The sequence below is a fragment of the Pannonibacter sp. genome (assembly GCF_051860505.1).
Taxonomy (GTDB): domain Bacteria; phylum Pseudomonadota; class Alphaproteobacteria; order Rhizobiales; family Stappiaceae; genus Pannonibacter.
This window is the reverse complement of the sequence record NZ_JBHYDX010000002.1, coordinates 22,123-49,024: the sequence shown is the minus strand read 5'-3', so window position 1 is coordinate 49,024 and position 26,902 is coordinate 22,123. Positions and strand designations below refer to the sequence as shown.

At 64.4% G+C, this 26,902-nt stretch carries 27 protein-coding genes; 10 read left to right on the top strand and 17 right to left on the bottom strand.

Annotation, left to right across the window (positions count from 1 at the left end):
- Window positions 1-4: 4 nt before the first annotated feature.
- The 6 genes from arsJ to ACTIFE_RS01570 form a co-directional block, all read right to left on the bottom strand.
- Window positions 5-1,264, bottom strand: a complete 1,260-nt coding sequence (gene arsJ, locus ACTIFE_RS01595) for an organoarsenical effux MFS transporter ArsJ (RefSeq protein WP_439527418.1) — start codon at window positions 1,262-1,264, stop codon at window positions 5-7.
- Entirely contained in the window at window positions 1,261-2,271 is a 1,011-nt protein-coding gene (locus ACTIFE_RS01590; protein WP_439527417.1) for an ArsJ-associated glyceraldehyde-3-phosphate dehydrogenase, read from the bottom strand. Before ACTIFE_RS01590 ends, arsJ begins: the two co-directional genes overlap by 4 nt.
- A 121-nt stretch (window positions 2,272-2,392) precedes the next feature.
- On the bottom strand, window positions 2,393-3,283 hold the full coding sequence (locus ACTIFE_RS01585) for an ArsR family transcriptional regulator (RefSeq protein ID WP_439527416.1): 891 nt from the start codon (window positions 3,281-3,283) through the stop codon (window positions 2,393-2,395).
- Window positions 3,284-3,362: 79 nt separating this feature from the next.
- On the bottom strand, window positions 3,363-4,385 hold the full coding sequence (gene arsB / locus ACTIFE_RS01580) for an ACR3 family arsenite efflux transporter (RefSeq protein WP_439527415.1): 1,023 nt from the start codon (window positions 4,383-4,385) through the stop codon (window positions 3,363-3,365).
- Window positions 4,382-4,705 (bottom strand): ArsR/SmtB family transcription factor, encoded by a 324-nt coding sequence (locus tag ACTIFE_RS01575; protein ID WP_439527414.1) that lies wholly within the window; start codon window positions 4,703-4,705, stop codon window positions 4,382-4,384. Before ACTIFE_RS01575 ends, arsB begins: the two co-directional genes overlap by 4 nt.
- A 73-nt stretch (window positions 4,706-4,778) precedes the next feature.
- Window positions 4,779-5,606: an alpha/beta fold hydrolase gene (locus ACTIFE_RS01570; RefSeq protein WP_439527413.1), complete on the bottom strand. Its 828-nt coding sequence runs from the start codon at window positions 5,604-5,606 to the stop codon at window positions 4,779-4,781.
- A gap of 267 nt (window positions 5,607-5,873) precedes the next feature.
- Here ACTIFE_RS01570 and ACTIFE_RS01565 point away from each other — a divergent pair, with 267 nt between their 5' ends.
- Window positions 5,874-6,977, top strand: a complete 1,104-nt coding sequence (locus ACTIFE_RS01565) for an HD-GYP domain-containing protein (protein ID WP_439527412.1) — start codon at window positions 5,874-5,876, stop codon at window positions 6,975-6,977.
- Between the two features lie 123 nt (window positions 6,978-7,100).
- Window positions 7,101-8,327, top strand: coding sequence for a PQQ-dependent sugar dehydrogenase (locus ACTIFE_RS01560; RefSeq protein ID WP_439527411.1), 1,227 nt, complete (start codon window positions 7,101-7,103; stop codon window positions 8,325-8,327).
- Between the two features lie 8 nt (window positions 8,328-8,335).
- Here ACTIFE_RS01560 and ACTIFE_RS01555 read toward each other — a convergent pair whose 3' ends face one another.
- The 5 genes from ACTIFE_RS01555 to ACTIFE_RS01535 form a co-directional block, all read right to left on the bottom strand.
- Window positions 8,336-8,551, bottom strand: a complete 216-nt coding sequence (locus ACTIFE_RS01555) for a hypothetical protein (protein WP_439527410.1) — start codon at window positions 8,549-8,551, stop codon at window positions 8,336-8,338.
- Window positions 8,552-8,644: 93 nt separating this feature from the next.
- Entirely contained in the window at window positions 8,645-9,436 is a 792-nt protein-coding gene (locus ACTIFE_RS01550) for a heme ABC transporter ATP-binding protein (RefSeq protein WP_439527617.1), read from the bottom strand.
- Between the two features lies 1 nt (window position 9,437).
- On the bottom strand, window positions 9,438-10,544 hold the full coding sequence (locus tag ACTIFE_RS01545; RefSeq protein WP_439527409.1) for a FecCD family ABC transporter permease: 1,107 nt from the start codon (window positions 10,542-10,544) through the stop codon (window positions 9,438-9,440).
- Window positions 10,541-11,455, bottom strand: a complete 915-nt coding sequence (locus ACTIFE_RS01540; RefSeq protein WP_439527408.1) for a heme/hemin ABC transporter substrate-binding protein — start codon at window positions 11,453-11,455, stop codon at window positions 10,541-10,543. Before ACTIFE_RS01540 ends, ACTIFE_RS01545 begins: the two co-directional genes overlap by 4 nt.
- Before the next feature lie 14 nt (window positions 11,456-11,469).
- Window positions 11,470-12,561 carry a hemin-degrading factor gene (locus tag ACTIFE_RS01535; protein ID WP_439527407.1) on the bottom strand — a complete coding sequence of 364 codons (1,092 nt, stop codon included), beginning with the start codon at window positions 12,559-12,561 and terminating at the stop codon, window positions 11,470-11,472.
- A gap of 331 nt (window positions 12,562-12,892) precedes the next feature.
- Between ACTIFE_RS01535 and ACTIFE_RS01530 the strand changes: the two genes are divergently transcribed.
- The 8 genes from ACTIFE_RS01530 to ACTIFE_RS01495 all read left to right on the top strand — a co-directional run bounded on the left by ACTIFE_RS01530 (window position 12,893) and on the right by ACTIFE_RS01495 (window position 19,564).
- Window positions 12,893-15,019 (top strand): TonB-dependent receptor domain-containing protein, encoded by a 2,127-nt coding sequence (locus ACTIFE_RS01530; RefSeq protein WP_439527406.1) that lies wholly within the window; start codon window positions 12,893-12,895, stop codon window positions 15,017-15,019.
- Window positions 15,020-15,021: 2 nt separating this feature from the next.
- Window positions 15,022-15,459: a hypothetical protein gene (locus ACTIFE_RS01525; RefSeq protein WP_439527405.1), complete on the top strand. Its 438-nt coding sequence runs from the start codon at window positions 15,022-15,024 to the stop codon at window positions 15,457-15,459.
- A 10-nt stretch (window positions 15,460-15,469) separates the two neighbouring features.
- The gene (locus ACTIFE_RS01520; protein ID WP_439527404.1) at window positions 15,470-16,198 is read left to right on the top strand and encodes a MotA/TolQ/ExbB proton channel family protein; all 729 of its coding nucleotides are present in this window, start codon (window positions 15,470-15,472) and stop codon (window positions 16,196-16,198) included.
- A gap of 31 nt (window positions 16,199-16,229) precedes the next feature.
- Entirely contained in the window at window positions 16,230-16,589 is a 360-nt protein-coding gene (locus ACTIFE_RS01515; RefSeq protein WP_439527403.1) for a biopolymer transporter ExbD, read from the top strand.
- A gap of 23 nt (window positions 16,590-16,612) precedes the next feature.
- Entirely contained in the window at window positions 16,613-17,014 is a 402-nt protein-coding gene (locus tag ACTIFE_RS01510; protein ID WP_439527402.1) for an ExbD/TolR family protein, read from the top strand.
- A complete protein-coding gene (locus tag ACTIFE_RS01505; RefSeq protein ID WP_439527401.1) occupies window positions 17,011-18,078 on the top strand; it encodes a TonB family protein in 1,068 nt (355 codons plus the stop codon). The genes ACTIFE_RS01510 and ACTIFE_RS01505 overlap by 4 nt, the downstream gene beginning before the upstream one ends.
- An 89-nt stretch (window positions 18,079-18,167) precedes the next feature.
- Window positions 18,168-18,428, top strand: coding sequence for a hypothetical protein (locus tag ACTIFE_RS01500; protein ID WP_439527400.1), 261 nt, complete (start codon window positions 18,168-18,170; stop codon window positions 18,426-18,428).
- Entirely contained in the window at window positions 18,425-19,564 is a 1,140-nt protein-coding gene (locus ACTIFE_RS01495) for a DUF1176 domain-containing protein (protein WP_439527399.1), read from the top strand. Before ACTIFE_RS01500 ends, ACTIFE_RS01495 begins: the two co-directional genes overlap by 4 nt.
- Window positions 19,565-19,779: 215 nt before the next feature.
- Here ACTIFE_RS01495 and uraD read toward each other — a convergent pair whose 3' ends face one another.
- The 6 genes from uraD to ACTIFE_RS01465 all read right to left on the bottom strand — a co-directional run bounded on the left by uraD (window position 19,780) and on the right by ACTIFE_RS01465 (window position 26,883).
- Window positions 19,780-20,298, bottom strand: a complete 519-nt coding sequence (gene uraD, locus ACTIFE_RS01490) for a 2-oxo-4-hydroxy-4-carboxy-5-ureidoimidazoline decarboxylase (protein ID WP_439527398.1) — start codon at window positions 20,296-20,298, stop codon at window positions 19,780-19,782.
- Window positions 20,299-20,312: 14 nt separating this feature from the next.
- The gene (locus tag ACTIFE_RS01485; RefSeq protein ID WP_439527397.1) at window positions 20,313-21,494 is read right to left on the bottom strand and encodes a urate hydroxylase PuuD; all 1,182 of its coding nucleotides are present in this window, start codon (window positions 21,492-21,494) and stop codon (window positions 20,313-20,315) included.
- Between the two features lie 598 nt (window positions 21,495-22,092).
- Window positions 22,093-23,157, bottom strand: coding sequence for a BMP family ABC transporter substrate-binding protein (locus tag ACTIFE_RS01480; protein WP_439527396.1), 1,065 nt, complete (start codon window positions 23,155-23,157; stop codon window positions 22,093-22,095).
- 105 nt (window positions 23,158-23,262) lie between these two features.
- Window positions 23,263-24,177: an ABC transporter permease gene (locus ACTIFE_RS01475; RefSeq protein ID WP_439527395.1), complete on the bottom strand. Its 915-nt coding sequence runs from the start codon at window positions 24,175-24,177 to the stop codon at window positions 23,263-23,265.
- A complete protein-coding gene (locus ACTIFE_RS01470; protein WP_439527394.1) occupies window positions 24,170-25,261 on the bottom strand; it encodes an ABC transporter permease in 1,092 nt (363 codons plus the stop codon). Before ACTIFE_RS01470 ends, ACTIFE_RS01475 begins: the two co-directional genes overlap by 8 nt.
- Window positions 25,258-26,883, bottom strand: coding sequence for an ABC transporter ATP-binding protein (locus ACTIFE_RS01465; protein WP_439527393.1), 1,626 nt, complete (start codon window positions 26,881-26,883; stop codon window positions 25,258-25,260). The genes ACTIFE_RS01470 and ACTIFE_RS01465 overlap by 4 nt, the downstream gene beginning before the upstream one ends.
- Window positions 26,884-26,902 lie beyond the last annotated feature (19 nt).

Here is a 26,902-nt window from a genome sequence, read left to right as displayed (position 1 = left end):
CCCATCACGTGGCGGCCAGCCGCCGTGCCGCGATCCAGCTCGCCAGCGCCATTACGCCTGCGGTTGCCAGGCACAGCGGCAGGCCGCCAAACTGGAAGCTGAGGCCGGACAGCAGCGTCCCGGTCAGCCGGCCAGCCGCATTGGCCATGTAGTAAAAGCCGACATCGCGGGTGATCCGCCCGGCATCGCCAAAGGCAAGGATCAGGTAGGAATGGACCGACGAGTTGATGGCGAAGACAAAACCGAACAGCAGAAGGCCGGCCACCAGCACGATCGTCAACCACAGCGCCGGTGCGCCCGCCACCCAGGCAGCAGCGGCAAGGACAAAGGGGATCGGCACAAGAGCACCGGCCCAGAAGATAGCCTTGCGCACTGTTGCTTCCTCCGGCTGGCCCTTGCCGCCGAGGATCCGTGGCGCAAAGCCCTGGACCACGCCATAGGCAATGATCCATAGCGCCAGGAAGCCACCGATGAGGAAGAACGCCTCACGCCGACCGTCGGGCGTGCCGTCGGAGAGGATCATCTGGAAATAGACCGGAATGCCGACCACGAACCAGACATCACGCGCGCCAAACAGGAACAGGCGCGCCAGCGATAGCCGGTTCACCCGGCTGTCCTTCGAGCGCCAGCCGCCCCAGGCCTCGTCCGACTTCATCCGGCCCGGCAGGCCGGCCGGCAGGAACAAGACGACAGCGGCGAGGATGACAGCGAGCACCGCCGCCATGCCCCAGACGGCGCTCTGGAAGCCGGCCAGCGCCAGCAGCGCCGCCCCTAGGAAGAAGCCGAGGCCCTTGACCGCGTTCTTCGAACCGGTCAGCGCCGCGACCCAGCGGAACAACCCGCCCTCCTCTTTCGGCGCCAGCAGTTTGACCGCCGACTTGGAGGACATCTTGGCCAGGTCCTTGGCAACCCCCGACACGCCCTGGACCGCCATGACGAAGGCGACCGAAGCAGCGATCCCCCAGGCCGGGTCGAGCTGCGACAGCGCCACAAGCGCCGCGATCTGCAGCGCCAGACCGCCATAGAGCGTCGCCGCCAGGCCAAAGCGCGCGGCCAGCCAGCCGGCGGCAAGGTTGGTGACGATCCCGGCGATTTCATAGAGCAGGAACAGCCAGGCCAGTTGCACCGGCGAGAAGCCGAGCGTGTTGAAATGCAGCAGCACCAGCATACGCAAGGCGCCGTCGGACAGCATGAAGGCCCAGTAGGCAGCCGTCACGGCGGCATAGGCGCGCAGCGGATTGGTCGGGGTCACGGCGTCGGTCATAGCGATCCTGCCACCATCCGGGTGATATCGGCGAGGCGGCAGGCATAGCCCCATTCGTTGTCATACCAGGCGTAGATCTTCACCTGCGTGCCGTTGATCACCATGGTCGACTGGGCATCGACGATGGACGACCGCGGGTCATTGACGAAGTCGGTCGACACCAGCGCCCGCGTCTCATAGCCGAGGATGCCCTTGAGCGGACCTTCCGAGGCCGCCTTGAACAGGGCATTTACTTCCTCTGCCGTTGTTTCCCGCTCCACTTCAAACACGCAATCGGTGATCGAGGCATTGAGCAGCGGCACCCGCACCGCGTGGCCATTGAGGCGGCCCTTGAGCTCCGGATAGATCAGGGTGATGGCAGTGGCCGATCCGGTCGTCGTCGGGATCAGGTTCATCAGCGCGGAGCGCGCGCGGCGCATGTCCTTTGCCGGCCGGTCGACGATGGTCTGCGTGTTGGTGACGTCATGGATCGTCGTGATTGAACCATGCCGGATACTGATGGCCTCATGGATCACTTTCACCACGGGAGCCAGGCAGTTGGTGGTGCAGGATGCCGCCGTGATCAGGCTATGCTCGGCCGGCTGATACAGGTGATGATTGACGCCATAGACAAGGTTGAGGGCCCCGCCGTCCTTTACCGGCGCACTGACCACCACCTTCTTGACCCCGGCCTCGTAGTAAGGCGCGACCTTGGCACCCGTCTTGAACACACCGGTGCAGTCGATGACGATGTCCACGCCCAGTTCGGCCAGTGGCAGAGCTTCGATGGTCTTTTCATGGGTCAGGCGGATCGTCGTGCCGTCCAGCACCAGGGCCCCGTCCTGATGGCTCACCGGAGTGCGCCAGCGCCCGTGCACGCTGTCGAATTCCATCAGCAGCGCGTGCTGTTCGGCATCCCCGACCGGATCGTTCAGGAGCACGATCTCGCCCCCTGCCCCGCTGTCGATGAGGTCCCGCAGGACAAGCTTACCAATGCGGCCGAGGCCGTTCAGGGCGATACGCGGCATGTTAGTCAACCTTTCAGCAAATCAGGCCGCCCCCCGGCAAGGCATTCGTACCGGGAGACGGGTGGCGCTGCTTGCGCCGGTGTGTTCGGGCCGCTTGGCGATCCAGCAGATAGACAGCGTTTCAGGCATTGCCCTCGGCAGCGGCGTCCGCGGCGGCCTTTCCAGCTGCCAGATCTCCGGCAACCCCATCGCCGGCAATGTCATCGACGCGGGCCTGCAGGGCGAGCCGGTTCAGCGAGGCGAAGGGCAGTTCGACAAAGATTGCGATACGCCGGCGCAGGGCCCCATAGGTCTGGGAGAACACCACCGCCTTCTCCGCATCACTGCCTGTCGCTTTCACCGGATCCGGCAGGCCCCAATGGCCGGTGATCGGCTGCCCACCCCAGGGCGGGCATTCTTCGGCCGCCGCCGTGTCGCAGACGGTGAACACGAAGTCCATGACCGGTGCGCCCGGCTGCTGGAACTCTGTGATCTGCTTCGAACGCAAGCCGCTGGTGTCATGTCCGTTGCGCTTCAGCACCTCGAGCGCAAAGGGGTTCAGTTCGGAGCCCGCACGGGTTCCGCCGGAATAGGCATTGAACCGGCCCTTGCCCAGGTCGCGCAGAAGCGCCTCGGCAAAGATCGAGCGGGCGGAGTTGCCGGAGCAGATGAACAGCACGTTGAAACCGGTGTCACGCATAGACGAAATGTCCTTTTGTGCGAGGAGAAGCGGCACCACAAGATCCGGCCGGGCCCTGCCGACATCGAGCGCGAGATAGCCGATCAGGGCCTCGGTCGCGTCGAGATTCACCGAATAGAGCAGCGAGCGGCCTTGGCGCTCGACCTGAATGATTCCGGACGCCAACAAGTCCGAAAGATAGTGAGACAGCGTGTTCTGCTTCAGACCCAGCGCCTCCGCGATCTCGGTCGGGCGCACCGCCTGCGGCGCAAACCGCATCAGCAGGCGAAAGACACCGAGACGGCCCGGATGGCCAAGGGTAGCGAAAGCGAGCGCTGCATGTTCTGTTTCCATATTTCCTGAATATAGGAAATATCAAAAAGTTCCAGTGAAGATTTGATGACAGTCCGGCTGGCCGTTCATGACAGCTGGATCAATTCGCCGGAAACCGTCCCCGCGTCCGGTTGGCGATGGCGACGAGGCTCAGCATCACCGGCACCTCGACCAGGACGCCGACCACCGTGGCAAGGGCGGCCCCGGAGTTGAGGCCGAACAGGCCGATGGCGACGGCGACCGCCAGTTCGAAGAAATTGGATGTGCCGATCAAGGCGCAAGGAGCTGCCACCTTGTGCGGCAAGCGCCAGGCAAAGGCCCAGGCATAGCCAAGCGCGAAGATGGCATAGGACTGAATCAGGATCGGCACGGCAATCAGGCCAATCAGCAGCGGATGCGCCAGGATCACCTGTCCCTGGAAGCCGAACAGTAGCACCACTGTCAGCAGCAGGCCGATCATGGAGGCCGGCTTGATCCGCGCTGTGAAATTGCCGACGGCACTTTCTCCACCTTGGGCCAGCAGCGCCTGCCGCGTCAACCAGCCGGCGATGAGCGGGATGACGATATAGAGCACCACCGACAGCACCAGGGTTTCCCATGGCACAGAGATTTCGGTCACGCCGAGCAGGAACGCCACGATCGGCGCGAAGGCGACAACCATCACGAGGTCATTCACCGAGACCTGCACCAGCGTGTAGTTCGGGTCGCCCTTGGTCATCTGCGACCAGACAAACACCATCGCGGTGCAGGGTGCGGCGCCCAGCAGGATCAGTCCGGCGATATATTCCGGCGCCCGCGCCGGATCGATCAGACCGGCAAAGGCATAATCGAAGAACAGCACCGCCAGTGCGGCCATGGTGAAGGGCTTGATCAGCCAGTTGACCACCAGGGTGATGACCAGGCCCTTGGGCCGCTTGCCGACGGCCTTCAGCGAGGTGAAGTCGATGGCGATCATCATCGGGTAGACCATCGCCCAGATCAGCACCGCGACGACCAGATTGACCGAAGCATATTCCAGTTTTGCCAGCAGCCCGAACTGGTCGGGCAGCCACCAGCCGAGCGCGATGCCGGCGACAATGCACAGGGCAACCCACAGGGTCAGCCAGCGTTCAAACAGGCTCATGATTTTTCCTCAGGTTCCGGAAGGCAGCAGCCGGTCTCGGGCGGCGGTGTCAGGGCGGCAATGAAATCGGAGAGCGGGGTCAAAGCCTCAGGCCTCAAGGCGTAACAGACCTTCGGGCCGCTGATCTCGCCGCAGATGATCCCGGCCGCCTTCAGGATGCGCAGGTGTTCGGACACGGTCGACTGTGCGAGGCCAACGGCAGCGACGATCTCTCCGCCGATGCATCCGGGCGTTGCCATCAGCACCTGGATGATGCGAATGCGCGCCGGATGGCCTAGCGCCTTGGCCAGATCCGCGATTTCGTCATTGCTGCCGGACATGGCCACCTCGCTTCGTTCATCGTCGATAGACGATATAACGTCTCAAGGCAAGCCCGTCAGGGTCAGCGTCGGATCAGGGCTGAAGGGGCCGCGCCAAAAATCCAATGATGGCCTTCAGGGTCCGTGCCTCGTGGCTGCGATGGGGAAAATGTCCGGCATCGGCCAGAAGCAGCGAGTTTACCGGCACCTTTGCCATCTGGGCGATGCGGTGCGGCTGGGCGGGGGAGCCATAGTCATCGAGCGCACCGTGAATGGTCAGCACCGGCGAGGTGATCTGCGCTATCTCCGCATCAAGACACCAGGTGTCAAAGGCCGGCGACAGCCAGGATCCAATCCAGGCATCCAGCACCCAGTCTGTCCGTGCGCCGTGATACCGCTCCAGCCGCGCCTTCAGCTGCGGATCGGCAAAGTCCTCGGCGGCCTTGCGGATGCCGGCCCGGGTCAGGTCTTCCAGAAAGCTCTGCGCCGAGATGGTAACCACGGCCCGGCATCTCGCGCCGAAGACGGCTCCCGCGGCCAGCGCCATTCCACCGCCAACACTGTGGCCGAGCACTGCGAAATCCTCGATTCCGAGAGCGTCGAGAACGGTTGCCAGTTCTGCGCTCGCCCCGCGCGTGACGAAATCGGGTGCCGGCCGGTCATGCAGGAGATCGGACCGGCCAAACCCGGCCCGGTCATAGGCGATCACCTTGCGGCCGGTCGCAACCGCAAGCCGCTCGGGGAGTTCCCGCCACAGATCAATGCATCCAAGAGAGTCATGCAACAGGATGAGCGGCGCTGCTGTTGTTCGAGAACGGTTCTGTGGCTGCCACTGGCGCGCAATCACGATCCCGTGTTCGGTCGGAATATGATGCTCAGCAACATTGCAGCGCCGATCGGCAAGGGTCTGCACTCCGTCCACCCGGTCTTCTCCTCACTCCATTGACCAGCGGACCCCTTTCCACGTTCCCCCGGCCCTGGCGAGCCATCCAAAAGGAGGAGGTTGCGGCAAGTGTGTCTGCGCGCGGGGCGCATACCTGTCCCGTAAAACTTTCATACTGAAAATAACCCTACGTAAATTATGCGATGCCAAACTGCCTCTGTTCATGCTGCCATGAGAATGCGGTTAAGCTTCGCTTAGGCGTTGCCATAGATTTTGAAATGCATCGACGGTCGGGAGAAATGCGCTGTGTTCAGGTTGGTTCTGCTGGTTACGGATCTCGAAAAATGTCCGGCCCTGCTGCACACCATCGGCCAGATGCATCCGGCCGAGATCTTCGAACACCGCGACGTTGGCGAGGCTGATCTCAAGTCCGCTGACATGGTGATCGTCGACATTGCGGAGGGAACGGATGAGGAAATGTCCGCCGTCCGCGAGGCTCTCGCCAGATCCGGCTCGACGGTGAGCGTGGGCCTGACCCGCGGTGACAGCCGGCGTGACAGGATCCAGGCCGATGCCCTCGGCCTGACCCGCGTCTGGTCGCGTACCCGGCCGGCCAAGGAAGCGCTGCGCGAGATCGACCAGTTGTTCGGTTCCTATGCCATCGCCGCATTGCCAGCGTCGACCCCGGAACAGACCGCCCGCTCGGTCCAAGCCATGAGCGCGGCCCTTGGGCAATGCGCAACCGCTGTCGTGACCGAAACCCTGATGCCGCTGACCCAGGTGGCGCGTGCGGTCGACGACACGCTCGACGCCTTCCGCCTTGATGGAATGGATGCCTGGATTTCTGCGGTGCAGATGCACCACAGCCACACCTATTGCCATTCGATGCTGGTGACGGGCTATGCCCTCGCCTTTGCATCGGCACTCGGACTGTCCGGCGAGGAACAGGCTTTCCTGGGTGCCGCAGCGCTGCTGCATGATGTCGGCAAGGTCTATATCCCGCTCTCGATCCTCGACAAACCGGGGAAACTGACCGACGAGGAATTCGCGATCATCAGGCAGCATCCGGTCCGTTCCCGCGAAATCCTGGCGGCTCAGCGGCATGTGTCGCAGGAAGTGATCGACATTGCCGTTCATCATCATGAATATCTCGATGGCTCCGGCTATCCGGATGGGCTCAAGGGCGATGAAATCAGCAAGAGCGTCCGCATGCTGACCATCTGCGACATCTATGCCGCGCTGATCGAGAAGCGGTCCTACAAACCGGCCTACAGCCCGCGCCAGGCCTATGGCGTCCTGGTCGATATGGGCTGCAAGATAGACCAGCCGCTGCTCAAGGCGTTCCGGTCGGTCGCCTTCGAGGTTGACAAGGCCGCGATGGTGAAACGCAAGGCCAGCGCCTTCGGCTGAACCGTGGCCCTTCACGAGGCCGTGAGCTTTTGCCGGCGAAGCCTTGCAGGGCAATGCGTCTGCCCCATATCGCAAGGCATGGGCTTGCCGTCTGGCAGGCCGATCACCTGCGAAAGGCCCATCATGCGTTTCAAGCCCCAGCCCGTGTTCTCGTCCGATCCGCAGATCGCCGCGCGCCAGAAGCGGCGCCTTGCGGAGGCTGAGCGTGAGGGAAAGCAGCGGAGCTGGCATCTGGCAATGCTTGCTGGCACCGGGCTTGCCCTTGCCGCACTCCTGGCACTGGCCGGCGAGGCGCGGGCACAGGCTATCGTCTCCGAACAGGCCCGTTTCACCTTGAGCGATGTGGCAACAGGGCTCGAAAATCCCTGGTCCCTTGCCTTTCTGCCTGACGGGCGCATGCTTGTCACCGAGCGCCCGGGGCGGCTTCGGCTTGTCACGTCCGAAGGCGAGATCAGTGCACCTCTCAACGGGGTTCCGGTTGTCTACGACACCGGCCAGGGTGGGCTGCTCGACGTCATTCTCGATCCGGATTTTGCCCGCAACAGCACGATCTATCTGTCCTATTCCGCGCCGGTTTCAGGTCGTGGCACGACGCAGATCGCACGCGCCACGCTGGTGCAAGGCGGCCTCTCCGATGTCAAGGTCCTGTTCACCGCAAAGACCAAAGGCTCGAGCGGCCGGCACTTCGGCTCGCGTCTGGCTTTCGGTCCGGACGGGTATCTCTACGCCAGCATCGGCGACCATGGCAGCGACGACACGGCGCAGGACCTGACGCTGCACTCCGGCAAGGTGATCCGCATCACCCGCGACGGCGAGCCCGCCCCCGGCAACCCGTTCCTCGGGCAAGCGAACGCCCTGCCGGAGATCTACACCTTTGGCAACCGCAATCCGCAAGGCCTCACCGTTACGCCGGACGGAGCGATCTGGGCGCATGAACATGGGCCCCGCGGCGGCGACGAAATCAACGTCCTGAAAGCCGGTGCGAATTACGGCTGGCCGGTCATTACCCATGGCCGCGCCTATTCCGGCTTCAGCATTGGCGAAGGCACGGAAAAGGCTGGCATGGAACAGGGCATTCACATCTACGTCCCCTCCATCGCCCCGTCCGGCATGGCCTTTTACTCGGGCAACCGGTTCCCCGAGTGGCAGGGCGACCTGTTCCTTGGCGCGCTCGCAGGCACGCATCTCAACCGGCTTGAGGTGAAGGACGGCAAGGTTGTGGCGGAGGAGCGACTGCTTGAGGATCTCGGCGAGCGCATCCGCGATGTGCGCAGCGGCCCGGATGGCAACCTCTATCTGCTCACCGATTCCGAGGATGGCCGCCTGATCCGGATCGCACCGGCAAGCTGACGGCCGCATTATTGGCGAGCCGGTTCCTTCGAACCCGGCGTTACGACGTCCACCGCGACACCGGCGGCGCTCGTTGTCACGCCGATGGCGGTGCTCGTCACGGTCGTCACGCCGCTCGCTGCCGTTGAAACCACCGCACCACCAACAGCGATGGCGGCACAGCCCGGCAGCAGGCCGCTCATTGCGGCAAGTGCGACTGCGGCAACAGCTTTGTAAACGCTCATTCTGATCCCCTGCCCTGGCTCACTTGGCCGCAAACCCTGTCCTGCAATGGACGAGGCCGCAAGAAAGCGCAAGGTCCCTGTCGGGTCGAGTGCTCAGGCGTGGGCGCTGCGCGCCAGATGCGGCAGGACGAAGGGCGTGTCATCGGCTGGCGCTTGGTTGACCGCCAGCGGACAGCCATAAACCGCCGACAGGATCGGCCCCGTCAGGGTCTCCCGCGTCGGACCTGCGGCAAGGCACCGCCCGCCGCTGAGCGCCACCACCTGATCGGCATACATCGCGGTCAGGTTGAGATCATGCATCACCGCCAGAACGCCGCCGCCAGCCCGGGCATAGGCATGGGCCAGATCCATGATCTGGATCTGGTGGTGGATGTCGAGGCTCGACACCGGCTCATCGAGAAACAGCCAGCACGGCATCCCGCCGCGCACTGGCTCCCAGATCTGCACCAGCACGCGGGCCAATTGCGTGCGCTGTTGCTCCCCGCCAGACAAGGTTTCAAAGAACCGGCCGCCAAACCCGTCAAGGCCGACCCGCGCCAGCGCCTCGCCAATCAGTCCCGGTTCGCGCCGCCTTGCATGAAAGCCGAGGCTGACCACCTCGCTCACGGTCATGGGAAAGGTGATCGTGCCATGCTGCGGCAGCACCGCGCGGCAGCTGGCCATTTCGGCCGCTGGCGTCTCGGCGATCTCGCGCCCGTTCAGCCTTGCGCGTCCCTCATAGCGGATCTCACCAGACAGCCCCTTCATCGTCGTGCTCTTGCCCGAGCCATTCGGCCCGATGATTGCGGTCACCTCGCCTGCCCGGGCGGTGAAGCTCAGATCGTCGACGATCACGCGGCCGCCAAGGCGCACGCTGACCTGTTCCAGCACCAGCTCGCTCATCATGTCATCCAAGCGAAAAGCCCCTGCGTGTCAGCAGGATCCAGAGGAAGAAGGGGGCTCCGGCCAGGGCCGTCAGGATGCCGATCGGCAGTTCCGCCGGCGCCACGATGATGCGCGCCACCGTGTCGGCGGCAATCAACATGATCGCACCCAGCAACGCGCAGCCCGGCAACAGATACTTGTGGTCCGGCCCGATGGTGAGGCGCAGGAGATGCGGCACGACAATGCCGACAAAGCCGATGCCGCCACTCACCGCGACGCTCGCGCCCGTCGCCGCTGCAACGGTCACGATGGCAAGGCGCTTCTGGCGTTGCACGTTGACGCCGAGATGCCCCGCCGCCGCCTCGCCAAGAACCAGCGCATTCAGCGACCGGGCCAGCAGCGGACTGAGCAGCAGCACCAGCGCAATGACCGGACCGGCGGTGAGGATCTTGTCCCATGTAGCTCCCGCCACCGAGCCAAGTCCCCAGAAGCTCAGATCGCGCAAGGCGCGGTCATCCGCCACAAACACCAGCAGCCCAAGAGCGGCGCCCGCCAGGGCCCCCAGCGCGATGCCGGCCAGCAGCATGGTGGCAATGTTGGTCGAACCGCCGCGCGTGCCGATCCGGTAGAGCAGCATCGTCGACGCCAGCCCGCCGAGGAAGGCGGCAACCGAGACGGCGTGATTGCCGAAGAGCCCGAAAACCGGTGCCAGCACACCGCCGCCCAGCACGATCATCAACGCCGCGCCAAGTCCTGCGCCAGCCGACACACCGACAATGCCGGGATCCGCCAGCGGATTGCGGAACAGCCCCTGCATCACTGCACCGGAGACGGCCAGCGAGGCGCCGATCAGCGCGGCCATGATGACACGGGGCAAGCGGATGTCCGCCAGCACGATGATGTCCCGCAGCAGCAAGGGATTGTCCGTCGGCCGTTCGCCCGACAGGATCAACCGCAGCGCCTCGCCATTGGCCCAGCCCGTCGAACCAATCGAGACCGCACCCATCATCACGAGCACCAGTGAGGCCGCCAGCAGGACGAGGGCAACGCGTGCGCGGGGAGCACGGTCACCCTCGATCCTGGTCCGGCGGACCGGCGAAAACGCGGCAGCGCTGGAGGCGAGCGTCATTGCGCCGCCGTCCCGGGACGGCGCAGGGCAGCGGCAAGCTCGCGCACCGCACCGGCCGTGCGTGGACCGAAGCCGAGCAGATACAGACCGTCCATCCGCACCACGCGGCGTGTCTTGGCGGCCGGGGTCAGGGCAAGGGCGGGATGGGCGAAAAGCTCGTCTGCCTTGGCATCATGCTGCCCGCCCCGGTCCATCATCAGCACCACATCGGGCCTGAGGTCGGCAATCGCCTCATCGGTCAGCTGCTTGTAGCCGGCAAAGGCCTCGACCGCGTTGACGGCACCGGCCATGCGGATGATGCCGTCGGCCGCCGTGTCCTTGCCCGAGGCCAGCACGCGCCCGCCATTCATCGACAGGACGAACAGCACCCGCGGCTTCTCCGGCATGCCATCGGCCTCGGCCGTCGCAGCGGCAAGATCAGCCCGGACGGCTGCCGCCAAAGTCGCCGCTTCGTCCTGAAGCCCGAGGGCCGCACCGACCCGGTCGATCTTTGCCAGGATTCCCTCTGCGGTGAAGCTTTCCGGCACCATGGCCAAGGGAATCCCGGCCTTCTTCAGCACATCCAGCGCCTCCGGCGGACCGCTGCCTTCCAGCGCCAGGATCGCATCCGGCGACACGCCGAGCACGCCTTCGGCATTGAGCGCCCGAATATAGCCCGCATCCGGCAGGCTCATTGCTTCCGGCGGATAGGTGCTGGTGCTGTCCCGTGCCACCAGCCGGTCTTCGGCCTTCAGCGCATAGACGATTTCGGTGACCGAACCGCCGATCGACACGATGCGCTTCGCACCGGTCAGATCCGAGGTCTCGGCGGCCCAGGCGGACGACAGGCTCAGGGCCAGGCCGACATTCAGCACAGCCGCAGCAATCAGGGCCGCCGCCTTCGGGCGGGAGAAAGAAACCACTGGACGCATCGTTCCCTCCCCCCTCAGGCGACCGCAAGCTGGCCGACGCGCGGCAGGTGCTCGATCAGGTCGCGCCAGTCGGAGCGCTCCTCGCGGCCTTCCTTGCGCAGGCCAAAGAACTGGATGATCTGCTGGCCATCGGCGTCAAAGGCCTCGAGCGAGGTGACATGCCCGTTGTCGGCGTTCTTGCGCACGGCCCAGACCTCGGCAATGTGATCGAGCCGCAGATGCAGGTGGAAGGTCGGATCGAGGACATTGATCCACGGCCCCATTTCCTTGATCTGGCTCACCGGCCCCGAATGGATCTGGATGCAGCCCCGGCTGCCGACAAAGCACATGATCGGGATGTCGTTGTCCGCCGCCAGCCGCATCATTGCACGCACCGCATTGCCATCGACCCTCCAGGCCCAGTCCTCGCCGACCAGTTCAAACGCGTTCAGCCGGTGCAGGTCCATGTCGCGCAGCAGGCCGAAGAACTGATGCGTATCGGTCATCGCGCTCCAGCGCCGCCGCAATTCGGCGGCCTTGGACGTGTCCAGCGCCGGCCGCTCCGGACGCAGCGCCGCAACCGGCACGGTGCCCAGCCCCGCACTTTGGTCCGGATGGGTGAGGTCTTTGACCAGCGCCTCGAAGGCCGACACATTGGAGGCAGCCCGTAGGTGGATCTTGTGCACAGCATCGCCATGGGCGTCGAACACCTGGATGCTGCGGCGCGGGCCGGAGTCCCCCGGCTTTTCCACCGCAAAGGCATGCACCCAATGGGCCGGGAACATGCGCGTGTCGATGGCACTGCCCAGCATCATGGCCGCACGGCTGCCATCGACAAACTTCTCGAACGGCCCGATCTTCTCATGCACGGCGCTTTCGTTGCGCGTTAGGGCCATCACTTCGCCCACGGCCTTCATGCCGTTGCAGATCCCGGACAGGGACGGTGTCAGGCGGATCACGCCCTCGCCGCAGAAGGCCGCAACCAGTTCGGCTTCGCTGACGCCCAGGTCCTGGGCAAGGTCCCGCTCGCGGCGCTCCGGATGGGCGGCAACAGCCGCGCGGATGGCCTCCGGTCCCGGACGCTGCGCCGAAACATCGCCCGAAACAAGGCTCTGGTTTGTGGTCATGGCTATCCCCTCTTGTTCGCGCGGCAACCGGTCAAGGCGGCTCAGCACGGGCCGTGAATTCATGTCCGTCGGGACATTATGTGTACGGGGACCGGCCGGATCGTCCTTCTAGCTGGGGATGACCTGGCGGGGTTCGGCTCTTGCCGGTCCTCATTGTGACGCTGCAGCCACGCCGGATGGCAAAGGCGCGCTGCAGGGCTCTTTCAATAGTTGACTTGAATATTCATCTTTTGTATCGACCGCAATACCTGAATGCGATATTCAGGAATGACAAACAGTTTCAGGGACAAGCAAGCTCGCGCCAGCCAGTCCGTCTGCAGGGGTTGATGCAATGACGATGGCGCGCAAGCATGCGACATTTCTGATGGGCGGTGTCGCCCTTCTGGCACTGACGGTGACCCATTCTGCGCTGGCACAACAGGCAGCGCCAGCGCCCTCACCGGCCGCAAAGACCGAGACCCAGGCCACAGCGCTGCAGCGCCTCGTAGTCGGCGCCGGCCGCGAAAAGGTTGCCATCGACACGCCTCAGGCGGTCACGGTCATCGACCAGGAACAGATCGACGACGAACAGGCCATCACCATCGGCGACATCTTTCGCCAGACGCCGGGCGTGACGATCATCGGCACCGACCGCGTCGGCGGACAGGGCTTCAACATTCGCGGCGTCGGCGCGGCCAATGCCTCGGACGAATCGACCATCATCATCACCGTGGATGGCGCGACCAAGTTCTACGAACAGTACAACATGGGCTCGTTCTTCTCAGATCCCGAGCTCTACAAGCAGGTCGAGGTGCTGCGCGGACCGGCATCGTCCACCCTGTATGGGTCCGGCGCCCTCGGCGGCGTGATCAACTTCGTCACCAAGGATGCCTCCGACTTCCTGTCGCCGAACGAAAAGGTCGCGCTGCGGCTGAAGTCGATGCTCGATTCCAACAAGGAAGGCCTCAGCACATCCGCCATCCTGGCTGCGCGCCTTGGCGAGCAGACGGACGTTCTGGTCAACGGCAATTTCCGCCGCGCCAATGACTATCTCACCGGCTATGGCACCAAGGTCCCCGGCTCGGGCTTCGAGGCGTTCTCGGGCCTCGCCAAAGTCACCCATCATTTCGGTGACAACAACGAACAGAGCGTCCGCCTGTCCTATCAGCGCTGGCAGAGCGACGCGGACGACACGTCCTATGCCCAGAACCGCACCGTCAATGACTTCGGCAACATCGACCGCGAGATCACCGACCAGACGCTGGTGTTTGCCTATGAAAACCCGGCGCAGGGCAATCCGTTCCTCGATCTGAAACTGAACCTGTCGGTGTCCGACACGCAGGTTGTCCAGGACAATTCGACGGCGCGCATCCCTTCCACGCTTTTCTATGACAGCGAATACGGCTACCGCACCTGGCAGGCCAAGCTGGAGAACACGTTCGAGACGACCGGCGACAGCTTCGCCAATTTCCTGACGCTCGGCACCCAGCTGTCCTATCAGCAGCGGACCGGCAAGACCAAGGGCGGCACCGGCTGGGTCGATTTCCATCCGGAAGGCACCGACCGCAAGATCGGCGTGTTCCTGCAGAACGAATTCATCTGGAACGAGAAGCTGACGATCATTCCCGGCGTCCGTCTCGATTACGTCTCGCTCGAGCCCGACAGCCGCATCCCGGGCGCCCGCTCGCAGTCGGATCTCGCTTTCTCGCCCAAGATCGCGGCCATGTACAAGTTCACCGAGAGCTTCTCGGTCTTCGGATCGCTCGCCCGCACCGAGCGCCTGCCGACGCTGGATGAACTGTTCTCGACGGCCGCAAAGCCGACCCGTCCAGGCTCCACTTATCCCGGCGGCCGGACGGCCAGCCTTGGCCTGAAGAAGGAAGAGTCGCTCAACTACGAGGCCGGCTTTGCCGTGTCTGGCAAGGATCTGATCCAGGATGGCGACGCGCTGCAGTTCAAGACGACCGGCTTCTACAACGATCTGACCAATCTGATCGCCACGAACCCGCAGAACAATCTGCGCGTGCCTGTCCCCTATTACGTCAACATCAACCAGGCCCGCATCTACGGCGTCGAGTTCGAGGCCGACTATCAGTCGCGCTATGCCTTTGCGAACTTCGCCTACAGCATCATTCGCGGCAAGGACGAGAAGACGAAGAAGACCCTCGCTTCGATCCCGGCTGACACGGTCGCTGTGACCCTCGGCGCGCGGGTTCCGGACTACAACCTGTCCTTCGGCTGGCGCGGCCAGTTCGCGACCTCCATCTCGACCGGACAGACCACCGGGCCCTTCGCGGGCTACGCCGTCCATGACGCCTTCATCGGCTGGAAGGGCGATGAGGCGACCCAGTTCAAGGGCTGGGAAGTCCGTGCCTCCGTCGACAACATCTTCGACAAGCGTTACCGCAACAACCTCGCCGGCGATGACGGCCGGGGGCGGACGTTCAAGCTCACCGTCAACAAGCAGTTCGGGTGGTAAGAATGCGATTTGCACGTCAACTGGAAGTCTTTGCCGCCGTTTCCCTCACCGTTGCGGCCCTCCTTGCTAATCCGGCCCATGCGGCGGATGGCAAGGGCGTGACACTGGAGCTGAACAAGGCCGCCGCCGCGAGCAACGGATGCCTGCTGACCTTCGTGGCCAGCAACGCCACCGGCGCGGCGCTGCCCTCGGCCGGCTTCGAGTTCGTGCTCTTCGACAAGGAGGGGCTGGTGGACCGCATGACGGTGTTCGACTTCGGCGCGCTGCCGGAGGAAAAGACCGTGGTTCGCCAGTTCCAGATCCCGGGGGGGACCTGCGAGAGCATTGGTTCGATCCTGGTCAACGGCGCTTCAGGCTGCAGCGGTGCCACGGCCGCCTCGCCGCTCTGCGCTGCCCCGCTGTCCACCGCCTCCCGCACGCCCATCAACTTCAACAAGTAGGATATCTGCCATGCTGAGCGCCGCCCTGCTGCAACCTGTTACGGATCTTCTGGACCTCGGTGGTCCGGTCGTCGTCCTGATCGCGCTGATGTCGGTCGCGGCGCTCGCCATCATCCTGCTGAAGCTTGTCCAGTTTGGCACAAGCCGCACGGCGCGTCCCGGACGGGCCCGCCTTGCCGCCCGCCTGTGGCGGCAGGGCCGCAAGCGGGAAGCTGCAAGCCTTCTCGACAAGCCGGCGGGCGCTGCCGAAGAGGCCGTTGCCAATGCCATGCATCTGTCTCTGGCCGGCGGCATGGACCGGTCCGACATCGAGACCGAGATTGCCCGCATCGCCACGGCGCGTCTGCATGGCCTGCAAGGTGGCTTCAAGGCGCTCGATGCCATCGCCCAGTTGGCTCCGCTGCTTGGCCTCTTCGGCACCGTGATCGGCATGATCGAGGCTTTCCAGTCGCTGCAATCTGCAGGCAGTTCCGTCGATCCGTCGCTTCTGGCCGGAGGTATCTGGGTCGCGCTCCTGACCACCGCTGCCGGTCTTGCGGTCGCCATGCCGGTCTCGGCCATCCTGTCGATGTTCGAGAGCTGGGTCGAGAGCGAGCGCGTGGCGATCGAAACCATCTGCGCCGAAATCCTTGTCGCCCTGCCCGGGACGCCGGGCCTTGCCCATCAGACCGCGACCGTCGCACCGGTTGCTCTCGGTCAGGCGCCAGCCGTCGCGATCCGGGCCTCGCATGCACATTGACAAGCAGCTCCCTCGCCGCAAGCCTCTGTCGATGACATCGTTGATCGATGTTATCTTCCTGCTTCTGCTGTTTTTCATGCTGTCCTCGACCTTCACCCGCTTTGGGTCTGTCGACTTTGGCGGCACGGGCAAGGCAGGCAGCAGCGGCGTTGCGGCAGCACCCGACATTCTCGTCATCGTTTCCGGAGAAGGCCTGCGCATCAACGGCGAATTCGTTGGCCCGGATGCGGTTGATGCCCGACTGACGGGGTTCCTCGCAAAGGGTGCAAAATCCTCGATGATCCTGCCGCGCGAGGGGGCCAATGCCCAGGCTCTGGTCGATGCTGTCGAGGCGCTGCGCCGGTCCGCTCAGTTGTCGGGAACCGACCTGACACTCACCATCGCCCGCTGATCTGCCACAAGGACCTTATCGACGTGATCCGCCTCAACCGCGACAAGCCGATGCGCAAGATGGAAACCACCATCTCGCTGATCAACATCGTCTTCCTGATGCTGATCTTCTTCCTTGTCGCCGGCCAGATCGCCCCGCCGCTCGACAGCGCCGTTACCTTGACCGATGCCCGGGACGCCGAGTCCTTGCCGCCACCCGATGCGCTGTTCGCCCATGCCGACGGCCGCCTGACCTTCCGTGGCGCGGACATGACCGCTGACGCCTTCGTCGCCGACCGACGCATGCGCCTTGCCACAGATGCACCTGAAATCCTTCTCGCCGCCGACCGGGAGTTGGACGCCCGCAGGCTCGTCGAGGTCGTCGATGCCCTCAAGCAGGCCGGCGCGGCAAGGGTCAAGGTCGTCACCCGGCGGACCACGCCATGAGACTGCGGCCGTGGCACATTGGCCTCGCTCTCGGCCTGTCGCTGACCTTCCATCTCGGCGCCGGCGTGATCGCCCTGACGCGCGACGAAACGCCTCAGCTTGCCGGCGGCGGCGTCCAGATCGGCGCGGATATCGGCACGGCCTTTGACACCGTCATTCAGTCCGGTGACCCCAGCGACACGATTGTCGCTGCAACCCAGCCTGACACGCTCATCCCTGAGACCACGGACCCTGAATCGCAGCCGCAACCGGCCGAGACGCCGCCCGTCGCCCCGCCCGTTACCGAACCGGTCACCGAGCCGGTAAAGCCCGCCGAGGCCCCGCGTCCCCCCGTCGCTGCCATAGAGCCGGCACCGCAGCAGCCTGCCGCGGAGCTCACCCCGCCGGCCGCAGCGCCTGTCATCTTGCCCGAGCCGCTCGCCGCTGATCCCACTGCGACGCTGGCACTCGCTGCCACAGTCCCGAGTGCCCCAGCCGCACAGCAACCCGCGGAGCCGGTCTCCGCCGTAGCCGCTGCCGTTGCCCCTGCCCCGCTCGCATCCGTGGCTCCCGTCGAGGCGGTCAAGCCCGTGCCCGAGCCGGCACAGCCGAAACCTGCCAAGCCCGAGCCGAAAAAAGCTGACGCGCCCAAGCCGAAGAAAGCAACCAAGGCGCCGGCTGCTTCCGCCAAGGCCAAGGCCCCCGCCCCGCCCGCACAAGGGGGAGCCGGCGGCCAGTCGAACGTCACCGCCCTCGCCGGTGGCGCCGGACGGATCGGCACGGGCGATGCGGAAGGCAATTCCGACGTCACCAACTATCCCGGCCTGATCAGCCGCGCGCTTCGCCGTGCGCTCTACTATCCGCCCTCGGCCAAGCGCCGCCGCCTGACCGGTGAAACACTGGTGTCCTTCGTCGTTGCGAAGGGCGGCAGCGCCTCCTCGATCCGCGTCGCCCGCAGTTCCGGCGTGCCTGAACTGGACGAGGCTGCGCTTGAAACCGTGCGCCGGGCCGCGCCCTTCCCGGCCATTCCTTCGGCCGCCCGCCGCGACAGCTGGACCTTCACCATTCCGATTGCATTTCGCTAGCAACGGTTCAGCACAGAGCCTTGTTAAAGCAGCTTTGACTGCCGTATGACTTGTGCAACGCCCGGCATGACGGGCCACAAGGAGCTGCCATGTCCTGCGCTTCATCCTGGAGCACCAGTTCTCCAGATCTCTTGGTTGCCAGCGATGGTCTTGACCCGTCCCTGCGCGGCAGCCTCTGGCGTCACCGCAAGACGCAAGGCGTCTATCGCATCCTCGGCAAATGCCGCATCGAGGCGACGGGCACCGATGCCTTTTTGTACCAGGGCGACGAGGGAACGATCTGGGCCCGCCCGATGGATGAGTTTCTGGATGGCCGTTTCGAGCGGCTCGCCCCGGAGGCCGCCCTATGACCCGCAGCCAGCCCTTTCGCACGCTGCTTCTGGCCGGGCTTGCCGGACTTGCTGCCTCACTCCCGCTGCAGGCCACCGAACTGGTGCTGCAGGATGGCGACTGGACGCTGTCCTGCGACACTGACAACGCGTGTATTGCCGACACATTCATCGCCATCGGCGCGGATGACTTTCTGCGTCTGGCGCTGGAACGCCCCGCCGATCCGTCCTCGGACATGGTGCTGGAGTTCCACTCCTCCCTGACCCCGCCGGTCGGTGGCAAGCTCCGCCTCTGGGTGCCGAGCGAGGACTACCGCATGGTCGGTGACATCACCAAGGAGCCCTCGGACGGCAAGGTCCGCTTCGGCGGCATCACGCCGAACGAGCCGATGATGATGGCGCTGAAGGCAGCGGCCACTGCCACCGCCGTGGTCGAGATGCCGGACGGCAAGCAGACCGAGATCGCCGTTTCGCTCGACGGCTTCACGCCCGTCTTCGCCCTGATGGATGACGCCCAGGGCCGCATCGGCCGCACAGATGCGGTGATGATCCAGGGCCCGCGCGATCCGGCTGCCGGGGTACATCGCCTCACCTTGCGTCCGGGAGAAACCCAGACGGTGCAGTCCACCGTCACCGACGACCGGCTCGTGCGGATTACCGAAACCCGGACCCTAGACAGCCTCGCCGATGTCCCTGACCGGGTCGTCGAAAGTGTCGCAGCAGGTCCAGCCTGCCCGCTGGCCGAGACACTTGAAAGCATCGGCGGCCGCTTCTACGGCATTGACGAGCGCAGCGGCATCTGGGAACTGCCCTGTTTCCTCGGGGCCTACCAGGGCAGTTTCGTCTACGCCTATTCCATCCTCCTCGACGGCGATCTCAACACCGCGCTCTTGCACTTCCAGCGCCCGCCGACCGGTGAACCGGCTGACGATCCGGAGATCATCAGCCCGGTGTTCGACCCTGCCACTTCCCGCCTGACCTCCTTCACCAGGTCCCGGGGGATCGGCGACTGCGGCCGCTTCGAGACCTATGAGCTGGTGTTCCTGGAAGGCGAGAGCATCGGCTGGGATGCGGTGGAACTGCGGGAGAAAACGGACTGCAACGGCGTCGACGACGCACCGGAATCCTATCCCCTGATCTGGAAACGCGAGGGCTGAGCCGTCCGCTCAGCCCGTCACGCCGGCCAGACCTCGGCCTCACCACGTCATCCCGGCCAAGCGCAGCGCCGAGCCGGGACCGGAGAGCCGGGGTCTAAATTGTATTTCAACGCGCAAGATCCAGAGAAACCTCGGCCCTGCGGTCCCGGGTCTTCGCTTCGCTCGCCCGGGATGACGACCGGGGATCTGTTTGCAGCCCTGACTGGCCGGATCGGTCAATCTTCCACGCGGTCTTCCAGGCGAAAGCGGAAAATCCGCGCGATCTGTGCCAGGGCGGTTGCAAACTCGGTCGCTGGATCGTTGCCGATCCGGCTCTCGAAGGCGGCCAGGATCATGTCCTTGGTCGCGCCTTTCACTGCGAAAATGAACGGAAAGCCGAACTTGTCCTTGTAGGCGTCATTGAGCGCCGTGAAACGGGCAAACTCGTCAGGGCTCAGCCGGTCAAGACCGGCCCCGGCCTGTTCTTTTCTGGAATCCTCAGCCACGTTCCCGGCAATTGCCGCCTTCCCGGCCAGATCCGGATGCGCCCGGATCAGCGCCAGCTGCCGCTCCGGCAGTGCCGCCTGCATGGCCGCGTCAAACGCCGCGACCAGCGCCTCGCGGCTGGCAAAGGGTCGGCGCGTGGCTGCCAGTTCCGCAACCCAGGGCGAATGTTCCGCCACATCGCCGAAGTGCGTGACAAACGCCTCGGCGCTCAGGCCGTTGACGGCGTCGATACTCAGCTTTGCGCCCATCGGACCTGCCCGCCTCACTTCTGCTGCGCGATCCAGCCGCCGAGCGTCTGCCGCTCGGCATCGCTCATGCCGGTCTCGTTGCCAAGCGGCATGGCATCGGACTGCACCGCCTGCGCCATGATCAGGTCCGCGTAGCGCCTGAGGTCGGCAACCGTCTCCAGCCGCACCTCCTTCGGTGCCTCGCTGAAGCCTTCATGGGTCGGCGTCGCGGCGTGGCACATGACGCAATGCGCCTGGCTGATCTTCAGCGCCTCCGCATCGGCCACCGTAGCGGTGCCCGAATAGTCGGTCGGCGCAGTCATCACCAGGGCCGCCGCCAGTCCGATCGCCGCCACAGGCAGCGACCACCAGTAACGGGCGAACGGGTCACCGGCCTCATGCCGGTTGAGGAAGTGGCGCACCATGCCGCCGATGACGAGGACCAGCGCCACCAGAAGCCAGGCATGCGGATGCCCGGTCAGCATCGGATAGTGGTTCGAGACCATCATCAGGAGCACGGGCAGCGTCAGGTAGTTGTTGTGCACCGAGCGCTGCTTGCCCATCTGGCCAAGCGCCGGATCGGGCGCTTCCCCGCGCAGCAGGCTGCCGACGATCTTCTTCTGGTTCGGAACGATCACGCCGAACACATTGACAGCCATGATCGTCCCAATGAAGGCCCCTACATGGATCAACGCGCCACGGCCTGAAAACACCTGTGTGAACAGATAGGAGGCCCCCAGGATCAGGACGATGAGACAGCCGGCCAGCAGCGGTGTGTTGCGGCCGATGGCCGAACGGCACAAGGCATCATAGGCGAACCAGCCTGCGGCAAGGCTTGCCACCGAGATCACGACAGCCTCTCCAGGGGTCATGATAAGCTTTGATGGATCAATAAGATAGGTCGATGCGTTGAAGTAATACTGCACCACCAGCAGGGCAAAGCCGGTGACCCATGTGAGATAGGCCTCCCACTTGTACCAGATCAGGTCCTGCGGCAGGTACGACGGCGCAACGGTGAATTTTTCCACGTGGTAGAAGCCGCCGCCATGCACTTCCCAGGCCGTACCATAGACGCCCTCGCGCATGCCTTCGCGCTTCTTCAGCGCCAGATCCAGCGCGATGAAATAGAAGGAAGTCCCGATCCAGCCGATGCCGACGACCAGATGCGCCCAGCGAAGCAGCAGGTTGAGCCAGTCAGCAGCGAAGGTCATCAGCATGGCAATCTCTCTGGAAATCTTGTTCTTGTATTCAACGCAGGGAACCTGCGATCCCGCCATTCACCGCCGGTGGCACCTTCAGCGGCATATCAGCTTCAGCAGTTCCCCACCCTCAGCGGTCCGCGCCCTCAGCGGTTCCCCCACCCTGAGCCGTCATCCCTGCCTTGTGCGGGGATCCAGCCCCAGGCACAAAGCCAGCAACCACCAACCGATCCCGGCGAGACACCCGATGTATCCCCGCACAAGGCGGGGATGACGCCGGAGATGGGGCAAGCTGCCAGAAGACATGCTCCGCTCATGCGTCAGATGGTGCTTGAGCAAGAACACTACGTCGCCGTGAGCAGGCTCCACCCCTCACCAGCCACCACCCGAAGCGGGTCCGCGCGCACAGCGTCTCTCCACCCTCAGCCGTCATCCCCGCCTTGTGCGGGGATCCACACCCACGCACAGAGCGAACAACAACCAAAAGGGTCCGGCGCGACGCCCGATGGATCCCCGCACAAGGCGGGGATGACCACTGGGGGTAATCGTGCCGCCAAAGGGGACATCCCGGGACACTCAGACAGGGGCGCCAACACTGCCCCTGCCCCGTGCCAGCTTACTGCGGCAGTTTGTCGTCGATGCCCTTGATGTACCAGTTCATGCCAAGGATGGCGCCATCGTCGAGACGGACACCCGCAGCGGCCGCTTCCGTGCCATCCTGCTTGGTGATCGGGCCGGTGAAGGGTTCCCAGCCAGCGATGATCTTGGCTTCGGTTTCCTTGGCCAGTGCGGCGACGTCATCCGGCATGTTCGTGTAGGGCGCCATGACCACATGGCCTTCCTTCAGGCCGTGCCAGGTCTGCTTGCTTTCCCACTTGCCGTCGAGAACCGCCTGGACCCGTTCAATGTAATACGGACCCCACTCGTCGATGATCGAAGTCAGCTGCGACTTCGGCGCAAAGGCGATCATGTCGGAGGCCTGGCCGAAGCCCATCACACCGCGCTCGGCCGCCACCTGCAGCGGGGCGGTGGAATCGGTGTGCTGCGAAATGATGTCCGCGCCCTGGTCGATCAGGGCCTTGGCCGCATCGGCTTCCTTGGCCGGATCGAACCAGGAGTTGACCCAGACGATCTTGACCTTGAAGTCCGGATTGACGGATTGGGCGCCGAGCAGGAACGAGTTGATGCCGGAAACGACTTCGGGGATCGGGAACGAGCCGATGTAGCCGGCAGTGCCCTTCGTCGACATCTTGGCTGCGATCTGGCCGAGGATGTAGCGGCCCTCGTGGAACTTCGAGTTGTAGGTCGCGACATTCTCGGCCGTCTTGTAGCCGGTCGCATGCTCGAACTTCACATTCGGATATTTCTGCGCAACCTTGAGGGTCGGGTTCATGTAGCCGAAGGAGGTGGTGAAGATGATGCCGCAGCCTTCGCGGGCGAAGCGCTCAATGGCACGCTCAGCGTCAGCCCCTTCCGGCACGCTTTCCAGATAGGCCGTCTCCACCTTGCCGGCGAAATGCTTTTCCATGGCCTGACGGCCCTGGTCATGCTGATAGGACCAGCCAAAGTCGCCGACAGGGCCGACGTAGATGAAGCAGGCCTTCAGGTCAGCGGCCTGGGCGGCAGAGCCGGCAGCGAAAAGAGCGACAGCCGCGACAGCAGCTTTCAGGATGTTCTTCATTGTGACACTTCCCCTTTGGTTTGGGACTTCGGATAGAAGCTTTAGCGGATCACGGTGATCGCATCCGGGACCGGACCGCGACGGCCCCGGCGGCTGACACAGCGGTCAGCGATCGGGAACGAACGGCTTGCCTAGGCACGCGGGCGTGTTCACCAGCGTCAGGCGGCGGTTCGAGGAGATGAGCACCAGCACGAGGATGGTGGCGATATAGGGCAGGCTCGACAAGAGCTGCGACGGCACGCCGGCGCCAACGGCCTGGGCATGGAACGTGAGCACGGTGACTGTTCCGAACAGGTAAGCGCCGATCACCACCCGCCAGGGCAGCCAGGAGGCGAAGACCACAAGCGCCAGCGCAATCCAGCCGCGCCCCGCCGTCATGTTTTCCACCCATTGCGGTGTATAGGCGAGCGACATGTAGCCGCCGGCAAGACCGGCACAGGCGCCACCGAACAGCACCGCGAGGAACCGCACCTTCAGCACCGACAGGCCAAGCGCATGCGCCGAGGCATGGTTGTCGCCCACTGCCCGCAGCACCAGTCCGGCCCGCGTCCGTGCCAGCGTGTAGGACACGGCGATGACGATAGCGACGGACATGTAGACAATCGGATCCTGGCCGAAGATCACCGGACCGATGAAGGGCAGATCGGTCAGGAACGGCACATCCAGCTTTTCCAGCTTGAGACCCGGAACACCGATGAAGGCTTCGCCAATCAGGCCGGACAGGCCAAGCCCCAGCAGCGTCAGGGCAAGGCCCGTGGCCACCTGATTGGTGACCAGCACCAGAACCAGAAACCCGAACAGCGCCGACAGTGCCATCCCGGCGCCGATGGCTCCGAGGATGCCGAGCGTGCCCGAGCCGGTGAGATTGGCCACGGCAAAGCCGGTCACCGCGCCCATGATCATCATGCCCTCGACCCCGAGGTTCAGGACGCCGGAGCGTTCCACCACCAGTTCGCCGATGGCCGCCAGCAGCAGCGGCGTTGCCGCGGTGATGACAGTCAGGAGGATGGCTTCAAACATGGGCGTGGCCTCCCTTGGCAGTCTGGCCGAATTGCAGCTTGATCCGGTAGAGGATCAGCGTGTCGCAGGCGAGCACGAAGAACAGCAGCATGCCCTGGACGACACTGGCGATCTTGTCCGAGATGCCCATGGAGGCCTGCACGCCTTCGCCGCCGATGTAGCTGAGCGCCAGGACAAACCCGGCCACGACAATGGCAAGCGGATTGAGCCGGCCAAGGAAGGCGACGATGATCGCGGTAAAGCCATAGCCCGGTGAAATCGTCGGCTGCAGCTGGCCAAGCGAACCGGCCACTTCCATGATCCCGGCAAGGCCGGCAAGACCGCCAGAGACCATGAAGGCAAAGATGGTCATCCGCTTCTGCGAGAAACCGGCAAAGCTGCCCGCACGCGGGCTTTCGCCAAGCACCCGGATCTCGAAGCCCTTCAGCGTCCGGCCCAGAAGCAGCGACAGCAGGACGGCAACGGCGATGGCGACATAGAGCGACACCGACAGCCGGCCATCGCCAACGGTCGGCAGCATGGCCGAGGCCGAAAACAACGCGGATTCGGGGAAATTGAACCCGGCGGGATCGCGCCAGGGGCCACGGACGAGGTAGTCCAGCGTCAGGTTCGCCACATAGACCAGCATCAGGCTGACGAGGATCTCGTTGGTGTTGAACCGGGTTTTCAGCAGCGCCGGGATCAGCGCGTAGAGTGCCCCTCCAGCAGCCCCGAGCAGCAGCATCAAGGGCAGGGTCAGGCCATTCGCGAAGGCAGGAAACAGGATCGGCAGCACGGACCCAGCTAACGCGCCCATTACAAACTGACCTTCAGCTCCGATGTTCCAGTTGTTGGACAGGTAGCAGATCGACAGGCCGCAAGCGATGAGCACCAGCGGCACCGCTTTGACCAGCAGCTCCTGCAAGGACCAGAGGTCGGTCATCGGCTCGATGAAGAACTTGAACAGCGCCAGACCGGGATCATGCCCGGCGACGGCGAACAGGATACCAGCCGAAATCATGGTCAGCATCACCGCGATCACCGGCGACAGGCCGGCCATCAGCTGGCTGTGTTCGGACCGTTTGACAAGGAGGATGCGCATCATGCCGCTCCTCTATCCGAGCGATCGGTGGCCTCTGCCCCACCCGCCATCAGCAGGCCAATCCGCTCCCGGGTCATGTTCGCCGTCACATCCAGGTCGGACAGATATCCGCGCGAAATGACGGCGATCCGGTCGGCGATCTCGTAAATCTCATCCAGATCCTGGCTGATGACGAGGACCGCAGACCCCTTGCGCGCCAGGTCCACCAGGGCCTGGCGGATAAGGGCCGCAGCGCCTGCGTCCACGCCCCAGGTTGGCTGGTTCACGATCAGGACACCCGGATTGCGGCTCAACTCGCGCCCCACGACGAACTTCTGCAGGTTACCGCCCGACAACGAGCGGGCCTCCGGATCGTCATGCGACATGCGCACGTCATAGACCTGCTTGATCCGCTTCTCCATGTCGCCGATCCGCCCGAAGGCGACAAGACCGCCCTTGACCAGGCCATCATCCGTGGCATGACGGGTCAGCAGAATGTTGGACGACAGGCGGAACCCCGGCACTGCACCGTGACCGAGCCGTTCCTCCGGAACAAACGCCGCGCCGCGCCGGCGTCGCCTCGTGATGCCCTCATGACCGCACGGGCTGCCATCGATCTCGACCATTCCGGCCCGGGTCCGACGTTCGCCGGTCAGGGCATCGAACAGTTCTCCCTGGCCATTTCCGGCAACCCCGGCAATCGCCACCACTTCCCCCGCCTTGACCTCGATCGACACCCCGTTGAGGGCGACCGCAAACGGCGTCGCCGGGGCCAGGCTCAGGTCCCGTGCGGCAAGTCGCACCGGCGCGGTGCCATCCGGGCGGGAGGTTGCGGCCACGTGGGCAATGTCCGCCCCGACCATCATCCGGGCAAGAGAACCGGCGGTCTCCTGCGTCGGATCACATTCGCTTACCACCTTGCCATGGCGCAGGATCGTGGCGTGGTGGCAGATGCGCTGGACCTCCTCCAGACGATGGCTGATGTAGAGCACTGCGCAGCCTTCCGAGGCGAGGCGCTGCAGTGTCAGGAACAGGTCATCGGCTTCCTGCGGGGTCAGGACGGAGGTCGGCTCGTCCATGATGATCAGCTGCGGCTCTTGCAGCAGGCAGCGGACGATCTCGATGCGCTGGCGGATCCCGACGGGCAGATCGGCGACAAGCGCATCGGGGTCGAGCGGCAGGCCGTAGGTGCGCGATACGGTGCGAATTCTCTCACCAAGGCTGCGATTTGACCCGGATTTGTCCAGTGCAAGCGCGATATTCTCCGACACGCTCAAGGCTTCGAACAGCGAGAAATGCTGGAACACCATGCCGATGCCAAGGGCGCGTGCAACCGCCGGTGACCCCACCCGAACGTCCCTGCCCTGCCAGGTGACGGTGCCCGCATCCGGTTGCAGTGCCCCGTAGAGGATCTTCACCAGCGTCGACTTGCCGGCGCCGTTCTCCCCCAGAAGCGCGTGGATCTCGCCCTTGTTGATGACCAGATCCACATCGGAATTGGCTGCAATCGTGCCAAAGCGCTTGGTAATGCCCCGCGCAGATAGAAGGATCTCAGCACCGGCACGCCGCTGCCCACCGCCGCTTGGCGGGGCATTGTGCGAGCCCTTTTCTGCCTCTACCGTGCTGCTGTCCACGCCGTCCCCCATAAGTTCCCACGCTTGGCCG